The sequence below is a fragment of the Flavobacterium sp. P21 genome (genome assembly GCF_050632225.1).
Lineage (GTDB): Bacteria > Bacteroidota > Bacteroidia > Flavobacteriales > Flavobacteriaceae > Flavobacterium.
Map to the genome: position 1 here is coordinate 5,300,573 of NZ_CP192585.1, position 23,571 is coordinate 5,324,143.

Annotated in this window: 21 protein-coding genes, 2 tRNA genes and 2 pseudogenes; 12 read left to right on the plus strand and 13 right to left on the minus strand. The window is 33.7% G+C overall.

What is annotated here, in order from left to right:
* Positions 1-8: 8 nt before the first annotated feature.
* Positions 9-365, minus strand: coding sequence for an FAD-dependent oxidoreductase (locus ACQ9BO_RS26820; protein ID WP_431243146.1), 357 nt, complete (start codon positions 363-365; stop codon positions 9-11).
* Complete coding sequence (locus ACQ9BO_RS26825; RefSeq protein WP_431243147.1) at positions 248-1,396, minus strand: FAD-dependent monooxygenase; 1,149 nt, start codon at positions 1,394-1,396, stop codon at positions 248-250. The genes ACQ9BO_RS26820 and ACQ9BO_RS26825 overlap by 118 nt, the downstream gene beginning before the upstream one ends.
* Positions 1,397-1,532: 136 nt before the next feature.
* On the opposite strand from ACQ9BO_RS26825, the gene ACQ9BO_RS26830 reads away from it, so the two are divergent.
* From ACQ9BO_RS26830 to ACQ9BO_RS26870, 9 genes are all read left to right on the plus strand, one after another.
* On the plus strand, positions 1,533-1,928 hold the full coding sequence (locus ACQ9BO_RS26830; RefSeq protein WP_431243148.1) for a VOC family protein: 396 nt from the start codon (positions 1,533-1,535) through the stop codon (positions 1,926-1,928).
* A gap of 210 nt (positions 1,929-2,138) precedes the next feature.
* Complete coding sequence (locus tag ACQ9BO_RS26835; RefSeq protein ID WP_431243149.1) at positions 2,139-2,426, plus strand: hypothetical protein; 288 nt, start codon at positions 2,139-2,141, stop codon at positions 2,424-2,426.
* Between the two features lie 292 nt (positions 2,427-2,718).
* Entirely contained in the window at positions 2,719-3,813 is a 1,095-nt protein-coding gene (locus tag ACQ9BO_RS26840) for an efflux RND transporter periplasmic adaptor subunit (protein ID WP_431243150.1), read from the plus strand.
* A 50-nt stretch (positions 3,814-3,863) separates the two neighbouring features.
* The gene (locus tag ACQ9BO_RS26845; protein ID WP_431243151.1) at positions 3,864-6,986 is read left to right on the plus strand and encodes an efflux RND transporter permease subunit; all 3,123 of its coding nucleotides are present in this window, start codon (positions 3,864-3,866) and stop codon (positions 6,984-6,986) included.
* A gap of 192 nt (positions 6,987-7,178) precedes the next feature.
* Positions 7,179-7,412 carry a hypothetical protein gene (locus tag ACQ9BO_RS26850; RefSeq protein ID WP_431243152.1) on the plus strand — a complete coding sequence of 78 codons (234 nt, stop codon included), beginning with the start codon at positions 7,179-7,181 and terminating at the stop codon, positions 7,410-7,412.
* Positions 7,413-7,459: 47 nt separating this feature from the next.
* Positions 7,460-7,666 carry a hypothetical protein gene (locus tag ACQ9BO_RS26855; protein ID WP_431243153.1) on the plus strand — a complete coding sequence of 69 codons (207 nt, stop codon included), beginning with the start codon at positions 7,460-7,462 and terminating at the stop codon, positions 7,664-7,666.
* 26 nt (positions 7,667-7,692) lie between these two features.
* Positions 7,693-8,649, plus strand: a complete 957-nt coding sequence (locus tag ACQ9BO_RS26860) for a TolC family protein (protein WP_431245225.1) — start codon at positions 7,693-7,695, stop codon at positions 8,647-8,649.
* A gap of 172 nt (positions 8,650-8,821) precedes the next feature.
* A complete protein-coding gene (locus ACQ9BO_RS26865; RefSeq protein ID WP_431243154.1) occupies positions 8,822-9,382 on the plus strand; it encodes a Crp/Fnr family transcriptional regulator in 561 nt (186 codons plus the stop codon).
* Positions 9,383-9,635: 253 nt separating this feature from the next.
* A complete protein-coding gene (locus ACQ9BO_RS26870) occupies positions 9,636-9,962 on the plus strand; it encodes a DMT family transporter (protein WP_431243155.1) in 327 nt (108 codons plus the stop codon).
* 119 nt (positions 9,963-10,081) lie between these two features.
* Here ACQ9BO_RS26870 and ACQ9BO_RS26875 read toward each other — a convergent pair whose 3' ends face one another.
* From ACQ9BO_RS26875 to ACQ9BO_RS26905, 7 genes and pseudogenes are all read right to left on the minus strand, one after another.
* Positions 10,082-10,363, minus strand: coding sequence for a hypothetical protein (locus ACQ9BO_RS26875; protein ID WP_431243156.1), 282 nt, complete (start codon positions 10,361-10,363; stop codon positions 10,082-10,084).
* A gap of 111 nt (positions 10,364-10,474) precedes the next feature.
* Positions 10,475-11,605: pseudogene (locus ACQ9BO_RS26880) on the minus strand (FAD-dependent oxidoreductase).
* A 61-nt stretch (positions 11,606-11,666) separates the two neighbouring features.
* Positions 11,667-12,431 (minus strand): helix-turn-helix domain-containing protein, encoded by a 765-nt coding sequence (locus ACQ9BO_RS26885; RefSeq protein WP_431243157.1) that lies wholly within the window; start codon positions 12,429-12,431, stop codon positions 11,667-11,669.
* Between the two features lie 19 nt (positions 12,432-12,450).
* The gene (locus ACQ9BO_RS26890; RefSeq protein ID WP_431243158.1) at positions 12,451-12,954 is read right to left on the minus strand and encodes an endonuclease V; all 504 of its coding nucleotides are present in this window, start codon (positions 12,952-12,954) and stop codon (positions 12,451-12,453) included.
* A 242-nt stretch (positions 12,955-13,196) separates the two neighbouring features.
* Positions 13,197-13,847 carry a sensor histidine kinase gene (locus ACQ9BO_RS26895; protein ID WP_431243159.1) on the minus strand — a complete coding sequence of 217 codons (651 nt, stop codon included), beginning with the start codon at positions 13,845-13,847 and terminating at the stop codon, positions 13,197-13,199.
* A complete protein-coding gene (locus tag ACQ9BO_RS26900) occupies positions 13,847-14,524 on the minus strand; it encodes a hypothetical protein (RefSeq protein WP_431243160.1) in 678 nt (225 codons plus the stop codon). The genes ACQ9BO_RS26895 and ACQ9BO_RS26900 overlap by 1 nt, the downstream gene beginning before the upstream one ends.
* A gap of 1 nt (position 14,525) precedes the next feature.
* A pseudogene (locus tag ACQ9BO_RS26905) lies at positions 14,526-15,871 on the minus strand (sigma-54-dependent transcriptional regulator).
* Positions 15,872-16,143: 272 nt separating this feature from the next.
* Between ACQ9BO_RS26905 and ACQ9BO_RS26910 the strand changes: the two are divergent.
* The 3 genes from ACQ9BO_RS26910 to ACQ9BO_RS26920 are packed head-to-tail and all read left to right on the plus strand — an operon-like array spanning position 16,144 to position 21,694.
* Positions 16,144-16,854 carry an ABC transporter ATP-binding protein gene (locus ACQ9BO_RS26910; protein WP_431243161.1) on the plus strand — a complete coding sequence of 237 codons (711 nt, stop codon included), beginning with the start codon at positions 16,144-16,146 and terminating at the stop codon, positions 16,852-16,854.
* Positions 16,855-16,869: 15 nt separating this feature from the next.
* Entirely contained in the window at positions 16,870-19,269 is a 2,400-nt protein-coding gene (locus ACQ9BO_RS26915; protein WP_431243162.1) for an ABC transporter permease, read from the plus strand.
* Between the two features lies 1 nt (position 19,270).
* A complete protein-coding gene (locus tag ACQ9BO_RS26920) occupies positions 19,271-21,694 on the plus strand; it encodes an ABC transporter permease (RefSeq protein ID WP_431243163.1) in 2,424 nt (807 codons plus the stop codon).
* Positions 21,695-21,774: 80 nt separating this feature from the next.
* Here ACQ9BO_RS26920 and lpxA read toward each other — a convergent pair whose 3' ends face one another.
* From lpxA to ACQ9BO_RS26940, 4 genes are all read right to left on the minus strand, one after another.
* Complete coding sequence (gene lpxA, locus ACQ9BO_RS26925) at positions 21,775-22,548, minus strand: acyl-ACP--UDP-N-acetylglucosamine O-acyltransferase (protein WP_431243164.1); 774 nt, start codon at positions 22,546-22,548, stop codon at positions 21,775-21,777.
* 64 nt (positions 22,549-22,612) lie between these two features.
* On the minus strand, positions 22,613-23,104 hold the full coding sequence (locus ACQ9BO_RS26930; RefSeq protein WP_431245226.1) for a Crp/Fnr family transcriptional regulator: 492 nt from the start codon (positions 23,102-23,104) through the stop codon (positions 22,613-22,615).
* Between the two features lie 251 nt (positions 23,105-23,355).
* Positions 23,356-23,441, minus strand: a tRNA-Leu gene (locus ACQ9BO_RS26935).
* A 6-nt stretch (positions 23,442-23,447) separates the two neighbouring features.
* A tRNA-Phe gene (locus tag ACQ9BO_RS26940) sits at positions 23,448-23,520 on the minus strand.
* Between the last annotated feature and the right edge of the window lie 51 nt (positions 23,521-23,571).

Below are 23,571 nucleotides of genomic sequence, written 5' to 3' on the forward strand. Positions count from 1 at the left end.
GTACAATATCAGAATGAAGGAATTCTGCAGCTAGCAATCGAATCTTTTACTTTTACGGCGCTGCGTTTTAGCATTTCGGCTTCAAATTCATTCAAGACACTTTCTCGAAGTCCTACTTTTTTCCAATGCGATAATGATTTGCAACCTTTTGTAATCGCTCGAGCAAGCGACAGCGCATCTAGCAAAGCCTGATTTGCTCCTTGCCCTTTAAACGGACTCATTGGATGTCTTGCGTCGCCAATTAACGTTACATTCCCTCCTTTTTTAATACTTCGGCGTTGAGCAATTCGCGGTCGTAAACGGGATAACCAGAAATTTGAGCTTCTTGCGTCGCCTTTAAAATTTGAGGAATTGGCTCGTGCCATTTTGTTCTCTTAATTGCTTCTTCTTTTAATGCCTCAGTACCTTTTGAACTTAAATCTTTAGCTTCATTTTCTGGCATCGGGAAACTTAATTGCCACATTACAGAATCTGATTTATAAGGCATAATGTAAATTCGCTCGTTTCCATTTGCGGTTTGAAATACTGTCGCCGAATCCAATAATGAACTTTCAACTCCTTCAAGCGCACTCAAAGGACAAATGCCTAAAATCACTATACAATCCAAATAACGCAAAGGAGCAATATCTTCGTCAATCGATAATTTTCGAACTGAACTTCGAATACCATCTGCTCCTACTACAAGAGTAGCTTTTTCACTTTTTATTTCATCGTTTACCGAAAAATTCAGCGTAAAACTTTGATCATCGTTTTGTTGAAAATCTATTAATTGATGTCCCCATTTTATATTTTCATTTTCTCCAAGCTGATGAAGCAATTCCAAACGCAAAGATTGACGGGCGATATGGATATTGGAACGTTTTTTAAATGTTTTGGCTTCAGCTGGAATCCATTTTCTTACTCCCCACTCTCCAATTACTTTTCCATCGGTCGTATGGACCAAATGTCTAGTTGAAACAACGCCATCTTTTAAATCTAAAATTCCTAAACCTGCAATCGCTTTGCTGGCTTGTTGCAAAGTAAGTCCGTATCCTTGCGAACGTGCTTCGAAATTTTGGTCGCGCTCATAAATCGTAAAAGGAATACCACGATGAAGACAAGCTACAGCCAAAGCCACACCTCCAATTCCGCCACCGATAATGGCAACATGAGGATATTTTTCAACATCAGCCACAGGAAAAAAAGCAGACGAAATTATTCCGGTTCCGCCACAATTAGAACATATGATTTTGTGGGCTTTTGGTCGAACGGGAACATTTCCTTCTCCATTAGATTTTTCAAATTGTTCTAATTCGAATTGGAATTGGAGTCGTACTTTTTTACTAAGTCGCTGGCTTTTTTTGCCACGTCCTTCGCATACCTCACAAATTTTCCAGTTTGTTGCTTCGTTTTTCACTTTTCCTTTATTTCAGTATTTTTTGCCTCTTTCAGCAATCGTACAAAATTAAGGCAAAACTTTACAATTTCATTAAAAGTATTAAACCATTAATTTGTTTAACTTAGTTTATTAACTATTCTAAAAACTAAAGTTTATGAAAACTAAAATGATATGGGCAAACTTGGTTTCGCATGATTTGCAAAGAACAATACAATTTTATTCGGAGCTTGGATTCAAGCAAAACGGAAAAGAAACAGAAGAATTGGTAAGTTTTACTTATGGAGACAACAACTTTGTGATCAACTTTTTTATTCCAAAAAGATTTGACAATGCCATGCGAGGAAAAGTTGCTGATGCTAAAAATGAAAATGAGATCATCTTTTCTTTATCTGCAGAAAGCCGAGAAAATGTAGATAAATGGTATGAAATCGTAAAAAAAGCTGGAGCAAAAATATTTTCAGAACCCGAAAATTTTCAGCAAGGTTATACTTTTGGATTTACCGATCCTGACGGACATAAATTTAATTTTTTATATTGGCCCGGAATGTAACCACTGCATCCAATTAAAAAGCTCCATCAGAAATAATGGAGCTTTATTTTTTATATGGCCTTCTAGAAAATATTATTAAATATTTAAATCTCGTCGGTTTTAAAAAAATTTAAGAAACCTTATTTTTCAAATTAGTATATTTGGCGCACTTTGAACAATTATAAATCCTCGATTTAAGGAATAAAACTTTATAAATCTGCTGTGCTGTAAATGAAACCTGTAAAGTTCATATATATCGTTTTGCTATCGTCGCTCTCTTTTTTCAGAGGCGCCGAAACGGTTCAGCAATCCATTCCTTTTTCTAATTGTATTACATTGGATAGTGTTGCCGCAGACGACTCACTTTCCTCTTCTGATTTTTCTTCTTCAAAAAATCTAGAAGTTCATTATATCATCAAGAAGAAAATAAAATCCAGAGCTACTATTTCGCAACAAAGCACAATCAAGGCTCCGTATTTTAGCAACTTAATAAATTTCAAGCTTTATAAAAAAGCTTAATATATGGTATCGCTTCAATATACCAGGTTCAAAGGCATACTTATTTGCATTTGTACCAACTTTTCTAAACTACCAAATTTCGTTGTTTTTTCAGTTTCAGATGTATTTCTGGGATAATTTTTCATGCCTTTATGGTACATGAATAGCTACCGCTGTAAAAACATTTTCTAAATCGGAACTTTTCGAAAAAAGAAAAGCATCCGAACACATTTCTATTTTTCAATTCCAAATTCATACTCCCTGTATTCAAGCTAAAAGGGAGAAGATCTATTTATTCAAAAATTAAAACCTAATGATTAATAATTATAAAAATCCATTTCTTTTATTCATCTTGACTTTATTCGTTTTAGTCTCATGCGGCGATAAATCAAAAAAAGATTCAAATAACATAAAAACGGTTCCTGTTTATAAGGTAACTCTAAAAGATACCATAGTTTCGAGCAAATTTGTTGCAGATGTGCATGCTAAAAACAATGTAGAAATCCACGTTCGAATTCCGGGTTTACTAGACAAAGTTTATGTTAGCGAAGGACAAAAAGTAAAAAAAGGGCAAATCCTTTTCAAAATAAGCGATGTTGAACTTCAGATTCAGCTTTTAAAAGCCGAAGCCGTTTTCAAAAGCACGAAAGCCGATTTAAGGATCGCAACTGTAGAATTAGAACAAGCTCAAACCCTTTTCAATAAAAAAGTAATTGCAGACAAAGAATTAGAATTATCTAAAGCAAAATATGAAGCCGCTTCCGCGAAAGTAGCACACGCAGTTGCTGAAAAAACAGCGATCAATCAACAAATTAGTTTTACGACAATTCTCGCGCCTTTTGATGGAACAGTAGATAGAATTCCGTTTAAAGAAGGAAGTCTTATTGAAAATGGTTCGTTACTGACCACTATTTCTCAATTAGACGATGTGTATGCGTATTTCTCAATTCCTGAAGACACTTATTTTCAAATGATGGAAGACAAAACCTTAAACACGCAAGGCGACATCAAATTGGTATTGCCAAACGGAATGGTTTACGATCAAAAAGGAGAATTAAGAACTGCCGATGGGGAAATCAACAGAGAAACGGGCTCTATTCAATACAAAGCAAAATTTCACAATCCGCAAGGGTTTATCAAACACGGAACTTCTGGAAAACTGATTATTTCAGAGCCAAAAACCAATGCAATTTTAATTCCACAGAAAGCTGTTTTTTCTATTCAGGACAAACAATACGTTTTCCGCGTGAACAAAGATGGAGTAGTTAAAATGACGAATGTTACAATTGAAACGACTCTGGATGATGTTTACATCTTGAACGAAGGTCTAAAAAGCGACGACCTAATTGTACAAGAAGGCACACAATCATTGAGAGACGGCGATAAAATCAACATGAAACAAATGTAGATTATCGATCTGTAAAACAGTTATTTAATTATTTATCTAAAACATTTAAAATGATAGAGTTATTTATCAGGAGGAAAATATTGTCATTAATCATCTCGGTTATGATAGTCCTTCTAGGATTGCTGGCGTTGTTTCAGCTTCCTATTACCCAATTTCCAGATATTGTACCACCGTCTGTAACCGTTACAGCAAAATATACAGGAGCAAACGCAGAGGTTTCTGCCAATGCCGTCGCCCTACCTTTAGAAAGAGCCATAAATGGAGTTCCTGGAATGACGTATATGTCAACCGTAACTTCTAATGATGGTTTGACTTTAATTCAGGTTTTCTTTGAAGTAGGAACCGACCCCGATCTAGCCGCAGTAAACGTGCAGAACCGTGTAACCACAATACTGGACGAACTTCCAGAAGAGGTAATTCGTGCCGGAGTTACGACCGAAAAAGAGGTAAACAGTATGTTGATGTACTTGAACATTACAAGTACCGACAAAACTCAAGATGAGCAGTTTATCTTCAACTTTACCGATATTAATATTCTTCAGGAATTAAAACGTATTGATGGTGTCGGACGTGCCGAAATCATGGGGCAGAAAGAATATTCGATGCGCGTTTGGCTGGATCCAGAAAAGATGCTTTCGTATAATATTTCGGCAAATGAAGTTATTGCTTCACTTCAAAAACAAAACATTTCGGCCGCACCGGGTAAAGTCGGTGAAGGTTCTGGACAAATGAACAATCAGTCGCAATACGTAATTAAGTACGGCGGAAAATTCTTTGAACCAAAACAATACGAAGAAATTCCGTTGAGAGCCAATCCAGACGGAACGATTTTAAGATTGAAAGACATTTCAAAAATCGAATTTGGTGCGATGAGTTACGGAATGGTTTCTAAAACCGACGGAAAACCTTCTGCGTCAATCATGTTGAAACAACGTCCAGGTTCGAATGCTTCTGAGGTAATTGCAAGTGTAAAAGAAAAAATGGCAGAACTGAAAATGTCTTCTTTTCCTCCTGGAATGGAATTTAATATTGCTTATGACGTTTCACGCTTCCTTGACGCTTCTATTCATGAGGTTTTAAGAACTTTGGTTGAAGCCTTTATTTTAGTGGCATTTGTGGTTTTCATTTTCCTTCAAGATTGGAGATCGACTTTAATTCCAGTTTTAGCAGTTCCTGTGGCACTTATTGGTTCATTTACCTTTATGTCAATGATGGGATTCTCAATCAACTTATTGACGCTTTTCGCTTTAGTACTTTCCATCGGAATTGTGGTCGATAACGCGATTGTCGTTGTCGAAGCCGTCCACGTAAAAATATCCGAAGAACACATGTCGCCAATGGAAGCTACCATTAGCGCCATGAAAGAAATTACAGGTGCCGTTATAGCGATTACCATTGTAATGGTCGCCGTATTTATTCCTGTTGCATTCTTGAGCGGTCCTGTTGGGGTTTTCTACAGGCAGTTCTCTTTAACAATGGCGATTAGTATTGTAATTTCTGGTATTAACGCACTTACCCTTACTCCTGCTCTTTGTGCTATTATGCTAAAAGCGCACGATCCTAACAAAGAGAAAAAATCGCTTTTAGACCGTTTCTTCCATAGATTCAATCATTGGTTTGATAATATTACTTCAAAATACATCAAAATATTAGTAAAATTTGCTGATCGCAACACTGTAACCGTTGGTTTATTAGTGCTTTTCTGTGTTCTAACTTGGGGAACAACAAAATTCTTAGCTTCAGGATTTATCCCTACTGAAGATCAGGGAATGGTTTACGTAAGTGTTACAACGCCACAAGGAGCAACGGTAGAACGTACAGAAAAAGCTTTGGACGAAGTAACCAAAATTGCCCAAGGAATTAAAGGTGTTGACAACGTAACAACTCTTGCCGGATACAGTATTGTAACCGAAATCGCTGGAGCTTCTTACGGAATGGGAATGATCAACTTAAAAGACTGGAGCGAACGTGATATTTCGGTTACCGAATTTATGGCGGAACTTACAGAAAAAACCAAAAACATTACCGATGCTCAAATCGAGATTTTTGCGCCGCCAACCGTTCCTGGTTTTGGTAACACCAGTGGTTTCGAGCTTCGTTTATTGGATAAATCTGGAGGAAGCATCACAAATACCGATAAAATAACCAAAGAGTTTATCAAAGAATTAAACGCTTCACCAGAAATTCAGAATTCTTTCTCGAGTTTTGATGCCACTTTCCCGCAATATTTAATTCATATTGATTATGATTTGGTAGCTAAAAAAGGAATTTCGGTAGACAATGCCATGTCGACTTTACAGACTATGTTGGGTTCCTTTTATGCCACCAACTTTATCCGTTTTTCTCAAATGTATAAAGTGATGGTTCAAGCAAGTCCGCAATTCCGTCAAAATCCAGAAAGCATTTTGGATATGTATTTGAAGAATGATGCAGGCGAAATGGTTCCGTTCTCTACTTTCATCAAATTAGAAAGAGTTTACGGTCCAGAGGTTCTAACGCGTTATAATATGTACATGTCGGCTATGATTAATGGTGAACCAGCTGAAGGTTACAGTTCTGGAGATGCCATTGCTACTGTTGAAAGAATAGCCGCAGAAAAACTGCCAAGCCGTTTTGAAGTAGAATGGTCTGGTATGACGCGTGAAGAGATTTTATCTGGTAACCAAACAACATACATTTTTGCACTTTGCATACTTTTTGTATACTTATTATTGGTCGCTCAATACGAAAGTTTATTGCTTCCGTTCCCTGTATTATTAAGTCTTCCGGTTGGAGTTTTTGGTTCTTACCTTGCCCTTGTAATGGTTGGACTAGACAATAATATTTATGCTCAAGTGGCACTCGTCATGCTGATTGGTCTGCTCGCCAAAAACGCCATTCTGATTGTAGAATTCGCCATGGCACAAAACAAACTCGGGCGAGACATTGTCGAAGCGACAATTGAAGGAGCAAGACTTCGTTTCCGTCCTATTTTGATGACCTCTTTCGCTTTTATTTCAGGATTGATTCCGCTTTGTATCGCTTCTGGTGCGGGTGCAATTGGTAACCGTTCGATCGGTACTGCCGCCGCGGGTGGAATGTTAATCGGAACCGTGTTTGGTCTTTTGATTATTCCTGGACTTTACATACTGTTTGCGAAATTGGAAAAACGAATGAGTAAGTCAAACAATTAATTCGTTGAGCAAAATAGATTAAATAAATCTAATTTGATCTGCAACAATCTTTTAAAATCTGCGTGAAATATTTTTTGCGCATAGATTTTTTCATGCAGATTAATATAGATTAAAGCAGATTTAGACAGATTAATCTAAGCTAACGAATACGATTGAAAAATGCTTAGCAGATAGAACAAATTAAATTAAACAATGAAAGAAATATTAAATCAATATAAAAATGCTGATATGCATTTTCTAAGGACAATCAAAAGTGCCGTTGTAATAACCGGAATTTTACTTTTGGCGACTTGTTCAGTACCAAAAGTCAGTACAAAACTAGACGCGGCAAAGCTTCCAGAAAATTTTGATGCAAAAAGAAAAGTAGCTTCCAACGAAACTTTTATCCCATTAAAAACAGAAACCTTTTTAAAGATCCAAAACTAGAAGCTTTATTAAAGAAAGCTATTGCCAAAAATCCTGATTATTTAATTATGCAGGAACGAATTTTGATTGCCAATTCACATTTAAAAGTGGCAAAACTGGCGCTTCTTCCCTCTTTAGATTTTGTTGCCGATGCATCTGGAACACATTTCGGGAAATATACGATGGAAGGAGTTGGTAACTTTGATACCAACTTCTCTCAGAATATTACAGACAAACAAAAAATCAACGAGAATGTTTCTCCTAACTTTTTCTAGGAGCAAAAGTTTCTTGGGAAGCTGATATCTGGGGAAAACTAAACAATCGTAAAAAAGCCGCTCAGCAACGTTTTTTTGCTTCTCAACAAGGAATGCGTTTATTACAGACACGTCTTTTGGGCGATGTTGCCGATTTGTATTTTAAATTGATTGCTCTAGACAAACAAGTCGCGATTTACGATAACAACTTAAAAACGCAAGAAAAAGCGTTAGATATTGTTTCGGCACAAAGATCAGTTGGAAAAGCTACAGAATTGGCTGTACAGCAATTTAATGCGCAAAACAATAACATTCATGCCGAAGCTTCAGAATTAAAATTAAGCATCGATCAGACTGAAAAAGCTTTATTGACTCTTTTGGGTGAATATGGCGGGAAAATTGACCGAAGCGACGATTTTCTAGCCGGCCATTTAGAAGTTCTAAACCAAAAAATCAGCGTAGATTCTATCATTCATAAAAGACCCGATGTATCTGAAGCGTATTTCGAATTATTAGCCAGCAATGCCGATGCAAAATCAGCTCGAGCCGCCTTTTTCCCAACAGTAAATCTGAGCGGATATGCTGGTTTCAATTCATTTTCATTCAATACTTTTTTTGATGCTGGTTCTTTCGCTTGGCAATTATTGGGTGGATTAACCGCTCCTGTATTCAATAAAGGACAGATCAAACAGGAATTTTATGTTTCTAATAGAAGACAGGAAATCTCTTTTCTTCAATATCAAAATGCAGTGACAACAGCTTTTAACGAGTTAAGTGCTTTACTGCATAGAAATGAAGCTTATGAAGATGTTTTAAAATACAAACTAAACGAAATTGATCATCTAGAAATTGCTGTAAATGTCTCAAACGATTTGTATTTGAGCGGTTATGCCAATTATCTGGAAATCATTAACGCACAAAAAATAAATTGCAGGCAGAATTGGATTTTGTCGATATCCAACTTCGAAATGCAAACTCGCAAATATTGCTTTACAAAGCTTTAGGCGGAGAAATAAATTAGTTTAATTTTTGGTCAAAAATCGCTTCTGTTTATAATAGCTCATCGCAGAGGTTGTTTTATATCCCATTTCAAATCGAAATGGGATTTTTTTATTAAAATTTCGCTCATTTCCCGTTTACTTTTTACCTTTATTCTAAAATACTAAAATTCCATTGATGGATATTTTCAAAATCTTTGATCTTATTTATGAACTTCCTGAACAGTCAAAATTGGCTTTGCAAAATAATGTCTCCGAAATTGCCTTTTCAAAAGGACATATTTTATTAAAAGCAAACAAAATAGAATCTAATATTTATTTTATAAAAAAAGGATTGGTTAGAGCTTTTGTAGAAAGAGATAATGAAGTCACATTTTGGTTTGGAAAAGAAGGCGAAACCGTCATTTCAATGAAAAGTTATGTGGAAGATCAACCCGGATATGAAAATATTGAACTTCTGGAAGATTGTGAATTATACGAACTCAAAACTGAAAATCTTAGAAAACTCTTTAATGAAGATGTTCATATTGCAAACTGGGGTCGGAAATTCGCTGAAAAAGAATTGATCAAAACCGAAGAAAGATTAATTTCGAAGCAATTCAAAAATGCCTCTGAAAGATATTTAGAATTAATGAAAGATCATCCCGAATTATTGCAAAGAGTACAATTAGGACATATTGCTTCTTACTTAGGAATTACTCAAGTGAGTTTAAGCAGAATTCGAGCAGAATTAAAATAACCTTTTTAAGAGATTTTTTTCAATTTCGCCCATTAGATTATATTTAAATCTGAGCAAATCCGCTTTAATCTGTATAAATCTGCGTGAAAAAAATTCAACGCAAAAAGTATTTCACGCGGATTATAAAAGATTTTAGCAGATTAAATTAGATTTTGCTTGTTGAACGAAACGATAAAAATAATTTCATTTTTTATCATTTGTTAAATAATTTCTGATTTCCATGAAGGAACTTTGCACCTCAAAATTTAACTCTATGAACTGGATTATTTTAATCATTGCAGGTCTATTTGAAGTAGCCTTCGCATCATGTCTTGGAAAAGCAAAAGCAACAACTGGAACGGAAATGTATTATTGGTACATTGGTTTCTTCATATCTTTAACTGTAAGTATGCTTTTATTAATGAAAGCGACTGAAACACTGCCTCTTGGAACTGCTTACGCGGTTTGGACAGGAATTGGAGCAGTCGGGACTGTATTGGTTGGAATCTTTATTTTTAAAGAACCTGTCGCTTTCTGGAGATTATTCTTTTTAGCGACTTTAGTTGGTTCTATTGTGGGTTTAAAAGCGGTTTCTCACTAAAAAAAATATTTTTTTGTTTCAAGTTTCAGGTTTCAAGTTACTTAACGTGAAACTTGAAACCTGAAATTAATTCTTAGAGATTTCCAATAAAGTTATAAAAACAAAAACTCCTTAATTTCTTAAGGAGTTTTACTTTTATAGAGAATATTATTTTTACAATCCTCTGCTTTTTTCTCTTTCTGCAAATTTTTTAAATTGTTTGCATTTGCCAATGCGATTATTCCTAATGATAACGGAACAACCGTTAACGCACTAAATTTTCCTTTTACAATTGTGAGCCAAATTCCCGCCGCAAACAAGATCAAGGCGAAAAATATCAACATGTAAAGCATTGTTTTTATTAGTTTTTCATTTTTAAGCAATTCTTCATTGCTCATTTCTTCTGGTTTTTTGGCGACCATAATTTGGTCGTGGTTTTAGGATTAAATTTAAATTTAGTTATACAAATAAAGTCAAAACTTTAACCTAATGCAATAATTAATAAATAAATAACTATAAAAATGCTACCTGGTCTAATCTGCAAATCGACTAAAAGAAAAATCTTTTTCACGCATCATCAATTCATTTTTGCGGGTTTCAATTTGCGCTTCTTTGGCATAAACAAACATTTGTTTTTCATAATCTGCAATTGCCGTTTCAATAGTTTCGAATTTTCCATTTGTCAAATTTTCTACTAAAATCATTGCATCAACTAAACCAATATTCGCTCCTTGTCCAGCAAAAGGAGGCATTAAATGTGCTTGCGTCGCCAATAAGCGTTATAGGCAAAATGCGATTTTTTTCCATTCTTTTTCTAATGAAATTTTGCGCGTTGGCAATCCAACAAAAAATGATGTTGCACTGAATAATTGTTTGTAGGTTTCATTCCAATCTGAAAAACGATTTTCAAGGAAAGAAACAATTTCTTTAAGATTTTTAAAATTTAATTCGTTTTCGGGAATCCAGTTTGAAGGTGTTTTAAAAATGACATTATAGCTCAAAGAGTCTTTATTCTTCGGATTTGCCACTAATAAATTTCCGTTATGCGACGTCATTAAAATATTGCCGTCAGACAAATCCAAAAAATCTTTGCAATTTATTTCGGCTTGAGAAACTTCACCTTGAATCATATAGGTTCCAGTTTCTTCGACTTCGGCATCCGTAATATATTTTCTAATCGCCGACATTCCGCCATTTGCTCCAATGATAAAATCTGCGATTGCGGTTTCTTTATTTTCAAAATGCAAAATCCATGTTTTGTCTTTTACTTCGAGTTCAGTGACCTTACTGTTCCAAACAACCGTGTTTTCTTCTAAACTTTCTAGCAATAAAGTTCGAAGATCATTTCTGTTGATTTCGGGATTGTCCAGAGCTTCTTCGACAGTAACTTTTCTAGAATTTAAAATCTTGCCTTTTTCATCTGCAATAGTTCTTCCCATCGGAATTGCCAATTCAAAATAACGTTCTAAAAGTCCTACTTTTTGCATCGCGTCTTGCCCCGAACCTTTATGTAAATCGAGCGTTCCACCCCAAATTCTGGTTTGGGCATCTTTGTCTCTTTCGTAAACTTTAACATCGATTCCTTTTTGTTGTAGTAATATTGCCATGGTTAAACCAACTGGCCCAGCGCCAATAATGGCTATTTTTTTATTTTGAAGTAACATATTTTGTATCGTTTAATGTGATACAAAATTGCGAAGAAAGCAGTTGCTGAAATAGTAAAAATCAGTCGTTTTGTGGAGGCAGTTTTTTAATCGCCAAAATATCCATGAAACGATCATCGGTGTTTTTACTGAGTTCTTTTGGCGTAACGCCGGAGTATTTTTTTATTTCTTTAATAAAATGATTTTGATCTGTGAAATTTAATTCAGGGTAAAGTTTGCCTTCGCTTAAATCTTTGAACGAAGATCCGAAACGCAAAATCTTGCAATATTCTTTAAGCGAAATTCCGAATTGCTGATTAAAATAACGGTTGATCTGACGACTGCTCCAAAACACTTTTTCTGAAAGTTCTTTTACCGTAATGGTTCCGTGCGAAGTATAAATCAATTCAAACAGTTTTTTCTTTCTGTCGTCTATTGGTTTTACAGAAATTAAATTGATTTTCTGCGTTACTTTTTTCTGAAAATTTTCTAAACTTTCTGTATCAGTTTCTTCAAATTGCCAAAAGTCATTCGGAATTTCTTTTCCTGCGTTTAAAACATCTTTTATAGAATCTCCGAATAAATATTCTACTGCTAAAAGCTTAAAACCAACAGAAAATATTTTGGCATCTTTAGCAATATTCACCTGACTTGGAACTGTATCCAATCCGCGAATTGACATTTCCCATTCTTCTGAATTCATTTTCATTAGTGTCATATCCACCATTCCGTTTGGGAGAATCGTTCCAGGAATATCCTTTCCCGATTTGTTTTCCACCATCCAAAAGCTGTGAACAAAATGCGAAATAGAATCGTCAGGCAAAAGGGATTGGATTGTTAGATTCATTTTCTCAATTCAATTGAATTTATATTTCCTTCGTCAAACGATCCATTTCCTTTAACAAAGTCGGAATTCGAAATTCGCCGGCCATGCTTTCAATTTTCTGAAAAGCATCTTCCAAATCAATTCCGATAGAAGTTACATACAAAGGCTTTTTGCTGTCACCTCTCAACAACGGTTTTTTATCTTTTTCGATGCTGGCAAAATTCGTTTTGGCAACACCAATAATTCGAATTTTCTTGTTTAGCTTTTCATATAAATGTCCGCCTAAACCGTATTTTTTATCGTCGTCTAAATATACAAAACCATCGACAATTATAATTGCATCTTCTTTTAAATCAATCTTATTCAACAAACTAAGAATACATGGCAATTCTCTTTTATAAAATTCGCCGGGTATATATTCTGAGACATTGTCAATAATTTCGGTGTGAACTTTAAAATCTTTTTCTTGATTCCATTCTGTAAATTCTAAGCAGACTGTTTTGGCTTTATTGTCGTAATAATACGTATCGAAGGCTAATATCATAAAGGAATTAGTTTTATGCTAATAAAATTTATTGGTCTCAAAAATAGTTCAAAACTATGCACTTTACTGCATTTAGTTTTCAGCTTCTAAAAACCACAAATTACGCAAATTCACACAAATTAATTTGCGAAAATTTGCGTAATTTGTGGTTAAACTTAAGCCACTAACCTATAGACTTTCAGTCTATTTTTAAGATATAAGACCATTCAGTTCGTAACACGATTTGGTTGAGCAAAATTAAATCAATCTCCAATCAAACAAATTTCAAAAACCGTTTTTCCGTTTTCATTTTTATAATTGATGTAACCGCCGTGCGCTTCAATAATGTTTTTGGATAAAGTCAAACCAATTCCGGCGCCTTCATTTCTGGTGGTGAAAAACGGAAGGAAAATTTTGTTTTCTATTTCTTTTTCGATTCCAATTCCGTTGTCTGCAATTTTTATAAAAGTTCTGTTTTCTTTGGCTTCCGCCGAAATGAAAATCTGTTTTTGATTTGTCTTTTTAAGCGCATTTATCGAATTCGTCAAAAGATTAATTAAAACTTGTTCAATTTGCTGGGCATCAACCGTAATGAAATAATGACGCGAAATTGAATTTATTATTTCAATATTTTCCTTTTTAAACATTGGCTCCATAATATCGAGGCTATTATCCACCAAATCTTTCAATTCTATTTTTTGCTTTTTAGGCGAAGGAAGCATTGCCAATTTTCGATAACCTTCGACAAATTTTTGCAAATGATTACTTCGTCTGAGCATGGTTTCAACGCTGTTTTTTATGTCTTCCAAATCTTCTGAAGACAGCGAATCTTGTTCGACCAAATCCTGCAAATTTTGACAAATAGAACGAATTGGTGTTATCGAATTCAAAAGTTCATGCGAAATCACTTTCATCAAATTAATCCAGGCATCTTTCTCTTTTTCTCGACTACATTCTGAATCGAATCTAATAAAACAATAAAATAATCATGCTCAAAAATCTCCGTTCTTGACGCCTGCAAAACAAATGTCTGCGAATTTTGCTGATTGATACTGATTTCAATTGACGTTTTTATTTCCTGAAAATCGTCTTTTTCGATAATCTCACATAATGATGGCAAATGACTTTTTAAGTATTTCCATTTTGAAAATTTCGGGACATTAAAATGAGTCGAAAAATAATCGTTCATCAAAAAAACATTCCAATCTTTTTCCTGTTTTTGCAGAATAATAATTCCGGTTTCGATATTATTTAAAATCGAACTATAAATAATATCTTTCGAAACCTGTTCATTTTGCTTATTTTTTAAAATATCATACAATTGAAACAAATCATTTTTCTCTGATTTATGCTTGGAAAAATCAGAACTAAAATCGTTTTGAATAATTGAAGAAATCGTTTTGTCATAAAGCAAAATGATGCTTTTTACATAATTATACAATTCAATTATCAACAGAAAAACGATCAGAAAACCAAAAATAGGTGCAAAAACAAAATTGATTTTATGCAGATAAATAGAAAATTCAATTCCGAATAAAATCAAAATTAACCGCAAAAAAAGAAGTTGATATGTTTTTAAAGATTTAAGCATATTAATTGGTGCTGATATTGTATTTCTCTAAACGGCGATATAATGAACCTCTTGACAAACCGAGTTCTTCAGCCGTTTTGCTGATATTATTATTGTGTTTTAAAAGTGCTCTTTCGACCGTAGCTTTTTCAACCGAAGAAAGCTGAATATCATCTGGATTTTCATATTCGGTGATTTGTTCCAAATCTAAATCGGAAACTGTTATTTTATTGTTTTCACAGAGAATAATGGCGCGCTCGATTTTATTTTCCATTTCGCGGATATTTCCGTTCCAAGCGTGTTTTTCGATTTGTTCCAAAACTTTTTTGTCAAAAATAATTTGGCTTCTTCCGTATTTTTCACTGATTTTTTCCAATAAATATTCGGCTAACGGAATTTTATCTTCGATTCTTTCGCGAAGCGGAGGCAAAACAATTTCCATCGTATTGATTCGGTAATACAAATCTTCACGGAAGTTTTTATCAGCAACTTCGTTTTTTAAATTCAAATTAGTTGCCGTAATAATTCTCACATTTAAAGGTCTTGGTTTTGTTTCACCCAATCTTGTAACAGTTTTGGTTTGAATTACCTGCAATAATTTTGATTGCAAATGAAGCGGAACGTTGCCAATTTCATCTAAAAAATAGTTCCGTTTTGCGCCATTTCAAAACGTCCCGGCGTATCGGTTTTTGCATCCGTAAAAGCGCCTTTTGCATATCCGAATAATTCGCTTTCGAAAATATTTGAATTCAAAGCACCCAAATCAACATTAATAAAAGGCTGATTTTTTCTTTCAGATTGTGCATAAATATGATGTGCCAAAACGAATTTCCCAGTTCCGTTTTCACCAAGAATCAAAACATTGGCATCCGTTTTTGCCACTTTATCAGCAAGAGAATACGCTTTTTTTATGATTTCAGAATTGCCAATAAAAAAATCATCTGCAATTTCTGGGTTTTTCATTTTCTTTTGGTCTTTTCTGGCTTTGTCAACAGCTTGTTTAACCGATTCTAATAATTTTTTATTTTCCCAAGGTTTCAAAATATAATCAAAAGCACCCGATTTCAATCCTTCAACAGCGGTTTCAACTTTTCCAAAAGCGGTCATTAAAATCACAACCGTTTTTGGCGAAAGCGTTTTTATTTCTTTCAATAAATACAAACCTTCTCTCCCATCTTCAAAACCAATTCTGTAATTCATATCCAACAAAACAACATCAATGGTATTTTTTGCCAATAATTCGACAATATTTTTCGGATTATTGAGCGTATAAATGTTCTCAAAATACTTTTTCAGATACACTTTCGACGCAAAAAGAATGTCTTCCTGGTCATCGATAATTAAAATTGAAGCGTTCGTTTTTTTCATTTTTGTTCGGTTTTGGACGAAAGGTGTCCACTTATGGACAGTGAAGTTTTTTTCGGAAAATAAAATATTAAAAATAAAGCAGTTACAAGGTTTAAATTTTTGGCATAAAAATCACAATTGTACTGGTAAATCATTAATTATTAAGCCCTTTCAAAAGTAAAAATAACAAAAAATTGCATTGTTAATTATCTTAATTTTCAGACGCGTTTCTTTTACTTCCGAAGGGAAAAATTTTAAAAGAGAAAATCAATCAAAACTAAAAACAACCCATTATGATTACCATTAAAAATCTTTCAAAAGTATTTAGAACTGAGGAACTAGAAACCAGAGCATTAAGCGAAATTTCATTAACTATAAATCAAGGCGACTTTATTTCAATCATGGGACCATCCGGAAGCGGAAAATCTACTTTATTAAATATTGTCGGGCTTCTGGACAGCGCTTCAGACGGAAGTTACCAATTGCTTGATCAGGAAATGGTTGGTTTAAAAGAAAAATCAAGAGCAAAAGCCAGAAAAGAAAATATTGGTTTCATTTTCCAAAACTTCAATCTAATTGATGAATTGTCAGTTTATGATAATATCGAATTGCCTTTGATTTACAACAATGTTCCATCTTCTGAAAGAAAACATAAAGTAAATGAAATGGCAAAAATTCTGGGAATTTCTCACCGCTTGAAACATTTTCCACAACAACTTTCGGGCGGGCAACAACAGCGTGTGGCGGTTGCAAGAGCTTTAATCAATAATCCGAAAATTATTTTAGCCGATGAGCCAACCGGAAACTTAGACAGTAAAAACGGAAATGAAGTAATGGAATTATTGACTGATCTTCATGCCAGCGGTTCAACGATTTTGATGGTTACGCACTCGGATTATGATGCTTCTTTTTCGCAAAAAACGATTTTAATGAAAGACGGCATTATTCTTTCTGAAAAATTAAATCATAGAAATGTCGATGTTTTAGTAACTTCTAAAAACTAGAGCCATGTTAAAAAATTGGGTCAACACATTTTTTTATCACATCAAAAACAACAAACTGTTTTCGATTCTGAATATTTTGGGATTGTCAATCGGAATGGCGACTTTGATTTTTGCGATTCTTTTTGGAACGACGAACATTCGTATGACCAATGGAATCCGGAAAAAGACAAGATTTATTCGGTTTTGAATGACATTGGAAACCATAATATCTGGACAACAAATGCCGCAACAACCGGACCACTGCTAAAAACTGTTTCTTCAGATGTAGAAAGCTACTGTTATTTTTATGCCGAATATGCCAAAGATGTAATCTCTTATAATGGCAAAAAAGAAGTGCTTAATAAAATTTTTACCGCACAAAAAAACTTCTTTTCATTTTTCCCTTACCGATTTATTCATGGAAACGGCAAAACCGCGATTCAAGATCGAAACAGTATTGCTTTATCTGAAAAAACGGCCGAGCGACTTTTTGGGACAGAAAATCCAATGGGGAAATTAGTGAAATATAATGGTCAGTTTTTCACTGTTCGAGGCGTTTATGACCTTTCTGAAAAATCATCTGTAATGCCCGAAGCCGTTACAACCGTTATTGACGGTGATATCGAGCGAACAAAAAATGAATGGAGTTACCATTACGGACTTGTTCTTAAAATTAAGAATCCGAATGCCACGGACAGAATTATAAAAACGTTAGATAATTTATTCTTTGAAAATTGCACAAAGGTGTACGCAAAGCAAGAAGGAATGACCGTGGCTGAATTTATAAAAAAGTACGGCGATCCTGTAAAAGCAAGTTTATTGCCATTACCAGAAGCGAAATTATATACGGGAAGTACTCCATTTTCTGAACCAAACGGAAACATGCAATATCTATTGATTTTAATGGGGTTGTCGATTTTAATCTTGTCACTTTCTATTGTAAATTATATCAATCTGGCGACAGCAAATGCCATAAAAAGAGCCAAAGAAATTGGGGTCAGAAAAATTACCGGCGCCACAAAAGGACAAATTGTAATTCAGTTTGTTTTTGAAACGGCATTAATTACGATTTTTTCTGCTTTATTGGCATTAGTACTTGTTGAAGTTTTGTTGCCTTATTACAATTCATTTTTAGATAAAGATTTGGTTCTCGTTGGTGCTCAATTCTATACTCAACTAATATTAATTACGTTGCTTGTCATTCTTGTTTCGGGAGTCTTGCCAGCAATTTATGTAGCAAATTTTGAAGTTTTAAAAGTTTTGAAAGGAAATTTCTCCCGAAGTAAAAAAGGAATTTGGCTCCGCAACGGAATGCTGGTTTTACAATTTGCCATTGCAACTTTCTTTATCATTGGCTCTTTTATTGTTTACAAACAAGTAAATTTTATGGCTTCAAAAGATTTAGGTTTTAAAGGTTCGCAAGTAATCGATATCACTTTTAAACCTAAAAAAGGGAAAACGCAATTTGAGCGATACAAAGTCATAAAACAGGAAGCCTCAAAAATTCAAGGTGTCGAAGCCATCTCGACTGCATTGTTTGCAATGGGGTCTCAGGAAAATTCATGGTCGAGTGCGAGTTACAAAAACAATAAACCATTTTTGGTCCAAGAAATGGCAATGGATTTAGATATGCTAGACATCTTGGATATCAAAGTAATAAAAGGGCGGAAATTAAATCCTGCCATTTCTTCTGATACGATTTCATCTGTTTTGATCAACGAAGAAACTGCAAAAACAATTGGAGAGAAAGATATTCTCAACAAAATTATTTTATGGAGAGAAGAAAAAGTCAAAGTTGTTGGTGTAGTTAAAGACTTCAATTATTTCGGACTTGAGAGTCAAATTGCACCAATGGTTTTCTTTTATGTCACAAAAATTAATGGTGTGAAAGATGACATTAGACACATCTTTATAAAAATCAAATCTGACGACATGCCTCAAACTATTGCTGACATCAATAAATTCTGGTCACAAAAAGTAGATACTGAATATCCATTCGAATACAATTTTGTGGATAAAAATTACGCCCGAAATTTTAAGAAATATGAAAACCAAAGAAACTTATTCGCCTTATTAAATATCATCGTAATCCTGATTGCTGTTTTTGGACTGTTTGCTCTCGCCTCTTTCTCAATGGAAAGACGATTAAGAGAAATCGCCATCAGAAAAACACTTGGTGCAGAAACTAATATTTTGCTCAAAGAATTATCTAGACAATATGTGATTTTTTGTGTGATTGGTTTTCTAATCGGAATTATTCCAGCGTATTTGTTATTGCAAAAATGGCTAGAAAATTTTGCCTTCCGAATTGACATTCCGGCTTTGCCTTTTATAATTGCTTTTGTGTCTTTATTGTTTCTGACACTAACAATCGTTTTGGCAAAAGCCTATCAAGTAACAAAAGTGGAAGTTTTACGATATTTAAAATACGAATAAGATGCTGAAAAACTGGCTCAATATATTTATTTACCAAATTAAAAATAACAAGCTTTTTACAGCTTTAAATGTTTTAGGATTGTCGATTGGAATTGCCGGGCTGATTTTTGCCCTACTTTATTGGAACGACGAAAATAGTTATAATGCTTGGAATCCTGAAAAAGACAATGTTTATCAAGTTTTAGTGCAACTGACTGATACGCCAGTTGGCACCGATAATACAGTACTATTAAAATCACATTTGGAAAAAGATCCAAATGTCCAAAACATCGTTTTTGCTGATAGTTGGTATCAAAAAAGCAAATTAATTTATAAGGGTAAAAAAGAATTCGTTGATAAAATAATCAATGTTGAAAAAGATTTCTTTTCTCTTTTTCCTTTTAAAATTATTCATGGAAATCCTGTTAATGCATTAAAAGATGGCGCAAGTATCGCGATATCTGAAAATCTTGCAAAGCGCATTTTTGGTTATGAAAATCCAATTGGAAAACAAATTAATTGTCTTGATAATTTGTTTGTCGTTCGTGCCGTATATCAAATTCCTGGCAATTCTTCGATTGCTCCAAACATTGTGGTAAATCGAATGAAAGATCTTGCTGATCCGGCACAAAGTCGAAGCTTATTTGCTTTAAAAATACTTTTAAAGGTAAAAGACCCTGCAAAAATAGAACAAACCCGCAAAATGCTCGAAAAAGCATATTATGATGATGTTATTGTAAGAGAGGCAAAACAAGCCGGCTTTACTCCTGAAGAAATGACAAAAAAAGTGGGACATTTTACTGTTTTCATGGAACCGTTATCAATAGCAAGGTTGCAATCTATCACGGATGGTTATCCTGAAGGACGAGGCAATTATCAGTTTTTGCTTATTATGGCAGGACTGTCCATTTTGATTCTCATTTTATCTATCGTCAATTATATAAATCTGGCTACAGTCAATGCGATAAAACGTGCTAAAGAAGTAGGAATCCGAAAAATTATTGGCGCATCAAAAAACAATATTGTACTCCAATTTATATTTGAAACAACCTTAATTAGTTTATTATCTATTTTATTGGCTTTAGTACTTGTAGAACTGACTTTGCCTTATTACAATAATTTTTTAAATAAAAACTTAATGATTATTGGAAGCCAATTTTATTTACAACTAATTCTAATTTTTGTTATAACTATTTTTGTTGCAGGAATATTTCCAGCCGTTTATGTTTCTAATTTTGAAACATTAAAGGTTTTGAAAGGCAATTTTTCAAGAAGTAAAAATGGAGTGTGGCTCCGCAATGGAATGTTAGTCTTTCAATTCTCAATTGCCACATTTTTTATCATTGGCTCAAGTATTGTGTATCAACAAGTAAAATATTTAAGCAATAAAGATCTCGGTTTCAAAGGAGATCAATTAATTGCTATAGACTTAAATCTTCAGCCATCAGATTATGAAGGAGAAAATAGCGACAAAAATATTTTCAACAAATACAATAGAATAAAGCAGGATTTAAGCAAAATTGAAGGAGTTGAAAACGTTTCAACCGGACTTCTATCTTTTGACGGTACAGACAATTCGTTAGCACCGCTTTTATATCACGATGTACTTTTTAAAGCAAAACATATTGGGATAGATTTTGGAATGCTCGAAATGCTAAAAATCAAAATGGCAAAAGGAAGAGGACTCGACAAAAAACTTGCCTCCGATACTATAAACTCCATATTAATAAATGAAACAGCTGTAAAGTTGATGAACATGAAAAATCCTATTGGAGAACAAATTTTGATTCGAAATCAAAAACTGAGTATTATAGGAATTGTAAAAGATTTTAATTTACTAAGCCCTGAAGTTAATGTTCCGCCAATGACATTTTATCATTTAAAAACTCTAGGTATGTCCACAGAAATGAATAGGGTATATGTAAAACTAAAAGCTGATAACATAAACAACACAATTTCTGACATTGAAAATTTCTGGAAAACTAAAGTTGATACCGAATATCCGTTTAAATATGATTTTGTAGATAAAGAATACGCACGAACTTACGAATCTTACGTAAAACAAAAGAATCTGTTTTCATTACTGAATGTTATCGTAATTCTAATTGCACTATTTGGATTGTTTGCCTTAGCATCATATTCGATTCAAAGACGCATGAAGGAAATTGCGATTCGAAAAACATTAGGTGCCGAAACCAATATTTTACTCAAAGAATTATCCAAACAATATATTCTATATTGCATTATCGGCTTTTTAATTGCACTTTTCCCCGTTTACTTTCTATTAAACAAATGGCTTCAAAATTTTGCATTTAGAATCGACATTACCGTAATACCATTCATTGCAGGATTTATTATCCTATTAGTTCTAACTTTAATAATTGTTTTGTCACGAGCTTATTTTGCAACTGAAGCAAATGTCTTGAAATACCTCAAATATGAATAGAATGCTTATAAAGATATTTTTCATTTAATTATAATTCGTATAACAACGAAGCCTCCAATATTTTGTATTGGAGGCTTCGTTTATTCTATAATTCCTTTTATAATTCCACGTTTTGATAATTTAATAAAATTTAAAATTTCATCTCTTTCAAAAGTCGGCTCAAAATTCAGTTCAATTAATTCTAACGCGTTTTTAGTATTTCTCCTTTCCTGAAAGATTATTCTATAGATCGCTTTGATCTCTTCAATTTTTTCAGAAGAAAAACCTCTCCTTCGAAGACCAACAATATTTAAACCGGCAAATCGTAAAGGTTCATGCGCGACAGTTACGTAAGGAGGAATATCCTTCACAATTCTGCTCAATCCACTAATCATACTGTGACTACCTATTTTAGAAAATTGATGAATCGCAGTTAATCCGCTTACGTTTACCCAGTCTCCAGTAACTACCTCACCAGCCATTCCCACACTAAATCCTATGATACAATTATTGCCAATAAAACAATCGTGACCAATATGAGCATTTGCCATGATTAAATTTGAATTTCCGATATGAGTTATTCCCTTTGAAGAAGTACCGCGGTTTATAGTCACATTTTCACGAATGATATTATTATCACCTATTTCAAGCAAAGTATATTCATCATTAAATTTCAAATCCATTGGAATTCCGCCAATTATAGCTCCCGAGTGAATTTGACAATTATTCCCAATTCTCGAACCGCTTAAAATCGTAACGTTATTAGCTATCCATGTATTATCACCAATGATTACATCATCTTCAATTGTAGTGAAATTGCCAAAGCAAACATTTTTTCCAATAATTGCAGTTTTGTCTATTACAGTATTTTTCAAAATTACTTATTTTAATAATATGCCAAATATTGAAAAAAACTAGAACTATTTATTTGACCTAAGATCAAATAACTGAAGCTCGAATTCTGCTTAAGGTTTCCTGACTCACCCCAATTAACGAAGCAATGTGTTTAAGCTTAGCTTTTTGAATAATTTGAGGAAATGATTCTAAAAGAAATAAATACTTTTTCTCTGCTGTCATTACACGAAACAGATGATGGAATTCATTTATTTTAGAAAGATAATGTCGAAGTTGATTAAGATGAAATTTTAAAAATAAAGGATATTCTAATAATAACTGTTCATCAGAATATGATAAAGAATAGACAAATGTTTCTTCGCAAGCCTGAAAAATTTCAAAAGAAGGTTTCTGTTCAAAAAAACTACTCATCGAAGTTACAAATTGATTGTCGGTATAAATCCACTTTGTGACTTCTTCACCGTTCTCGAAGCAAAATCTTCGAACAGCACCAGACTTGATAAAGTAAACTTTATGGCAAATTTTATTCTCTTCGACAAGAAATTCATTTTTCTCAAATTTCTCCTCTATAAAAATCTTCGAATGGCATTTTCAGTTACAACATCTAATTCCTGAAAACCATTTATAACCTCTATTAGCTTGTCCATAATGTAATTTAAAAAGAATCAAATTTATCATTATATTTTTAAGAAGAAAATTTAAAGAGAATATGCTCAGAGAAAAAAGATTATAAAATATAAATTAGCACCTCTAAGCAAGAGAAAATAAAAAATGGAATCCTTATTCCAAAAAAAACTTCAATTAGCAAAAGCCAATTGAAGTTTTAGTACTCAGAGCGGGACTTGAACCCGCACGAACATTGCTGTTCACTGGATTTTAAGTCCAGCGTGTCTACCAATTTCACCATCCGAGCATTATGTGGTACCTCCAGGGATCGAACCAGGGACACATGGATTTTCAGTCCATTGCTCTACCATCTGAGCTAAGGTACCTTATCTATAAAAGATAAAATTTTTAATAAAAAACCCTCTATCTTGTGATAA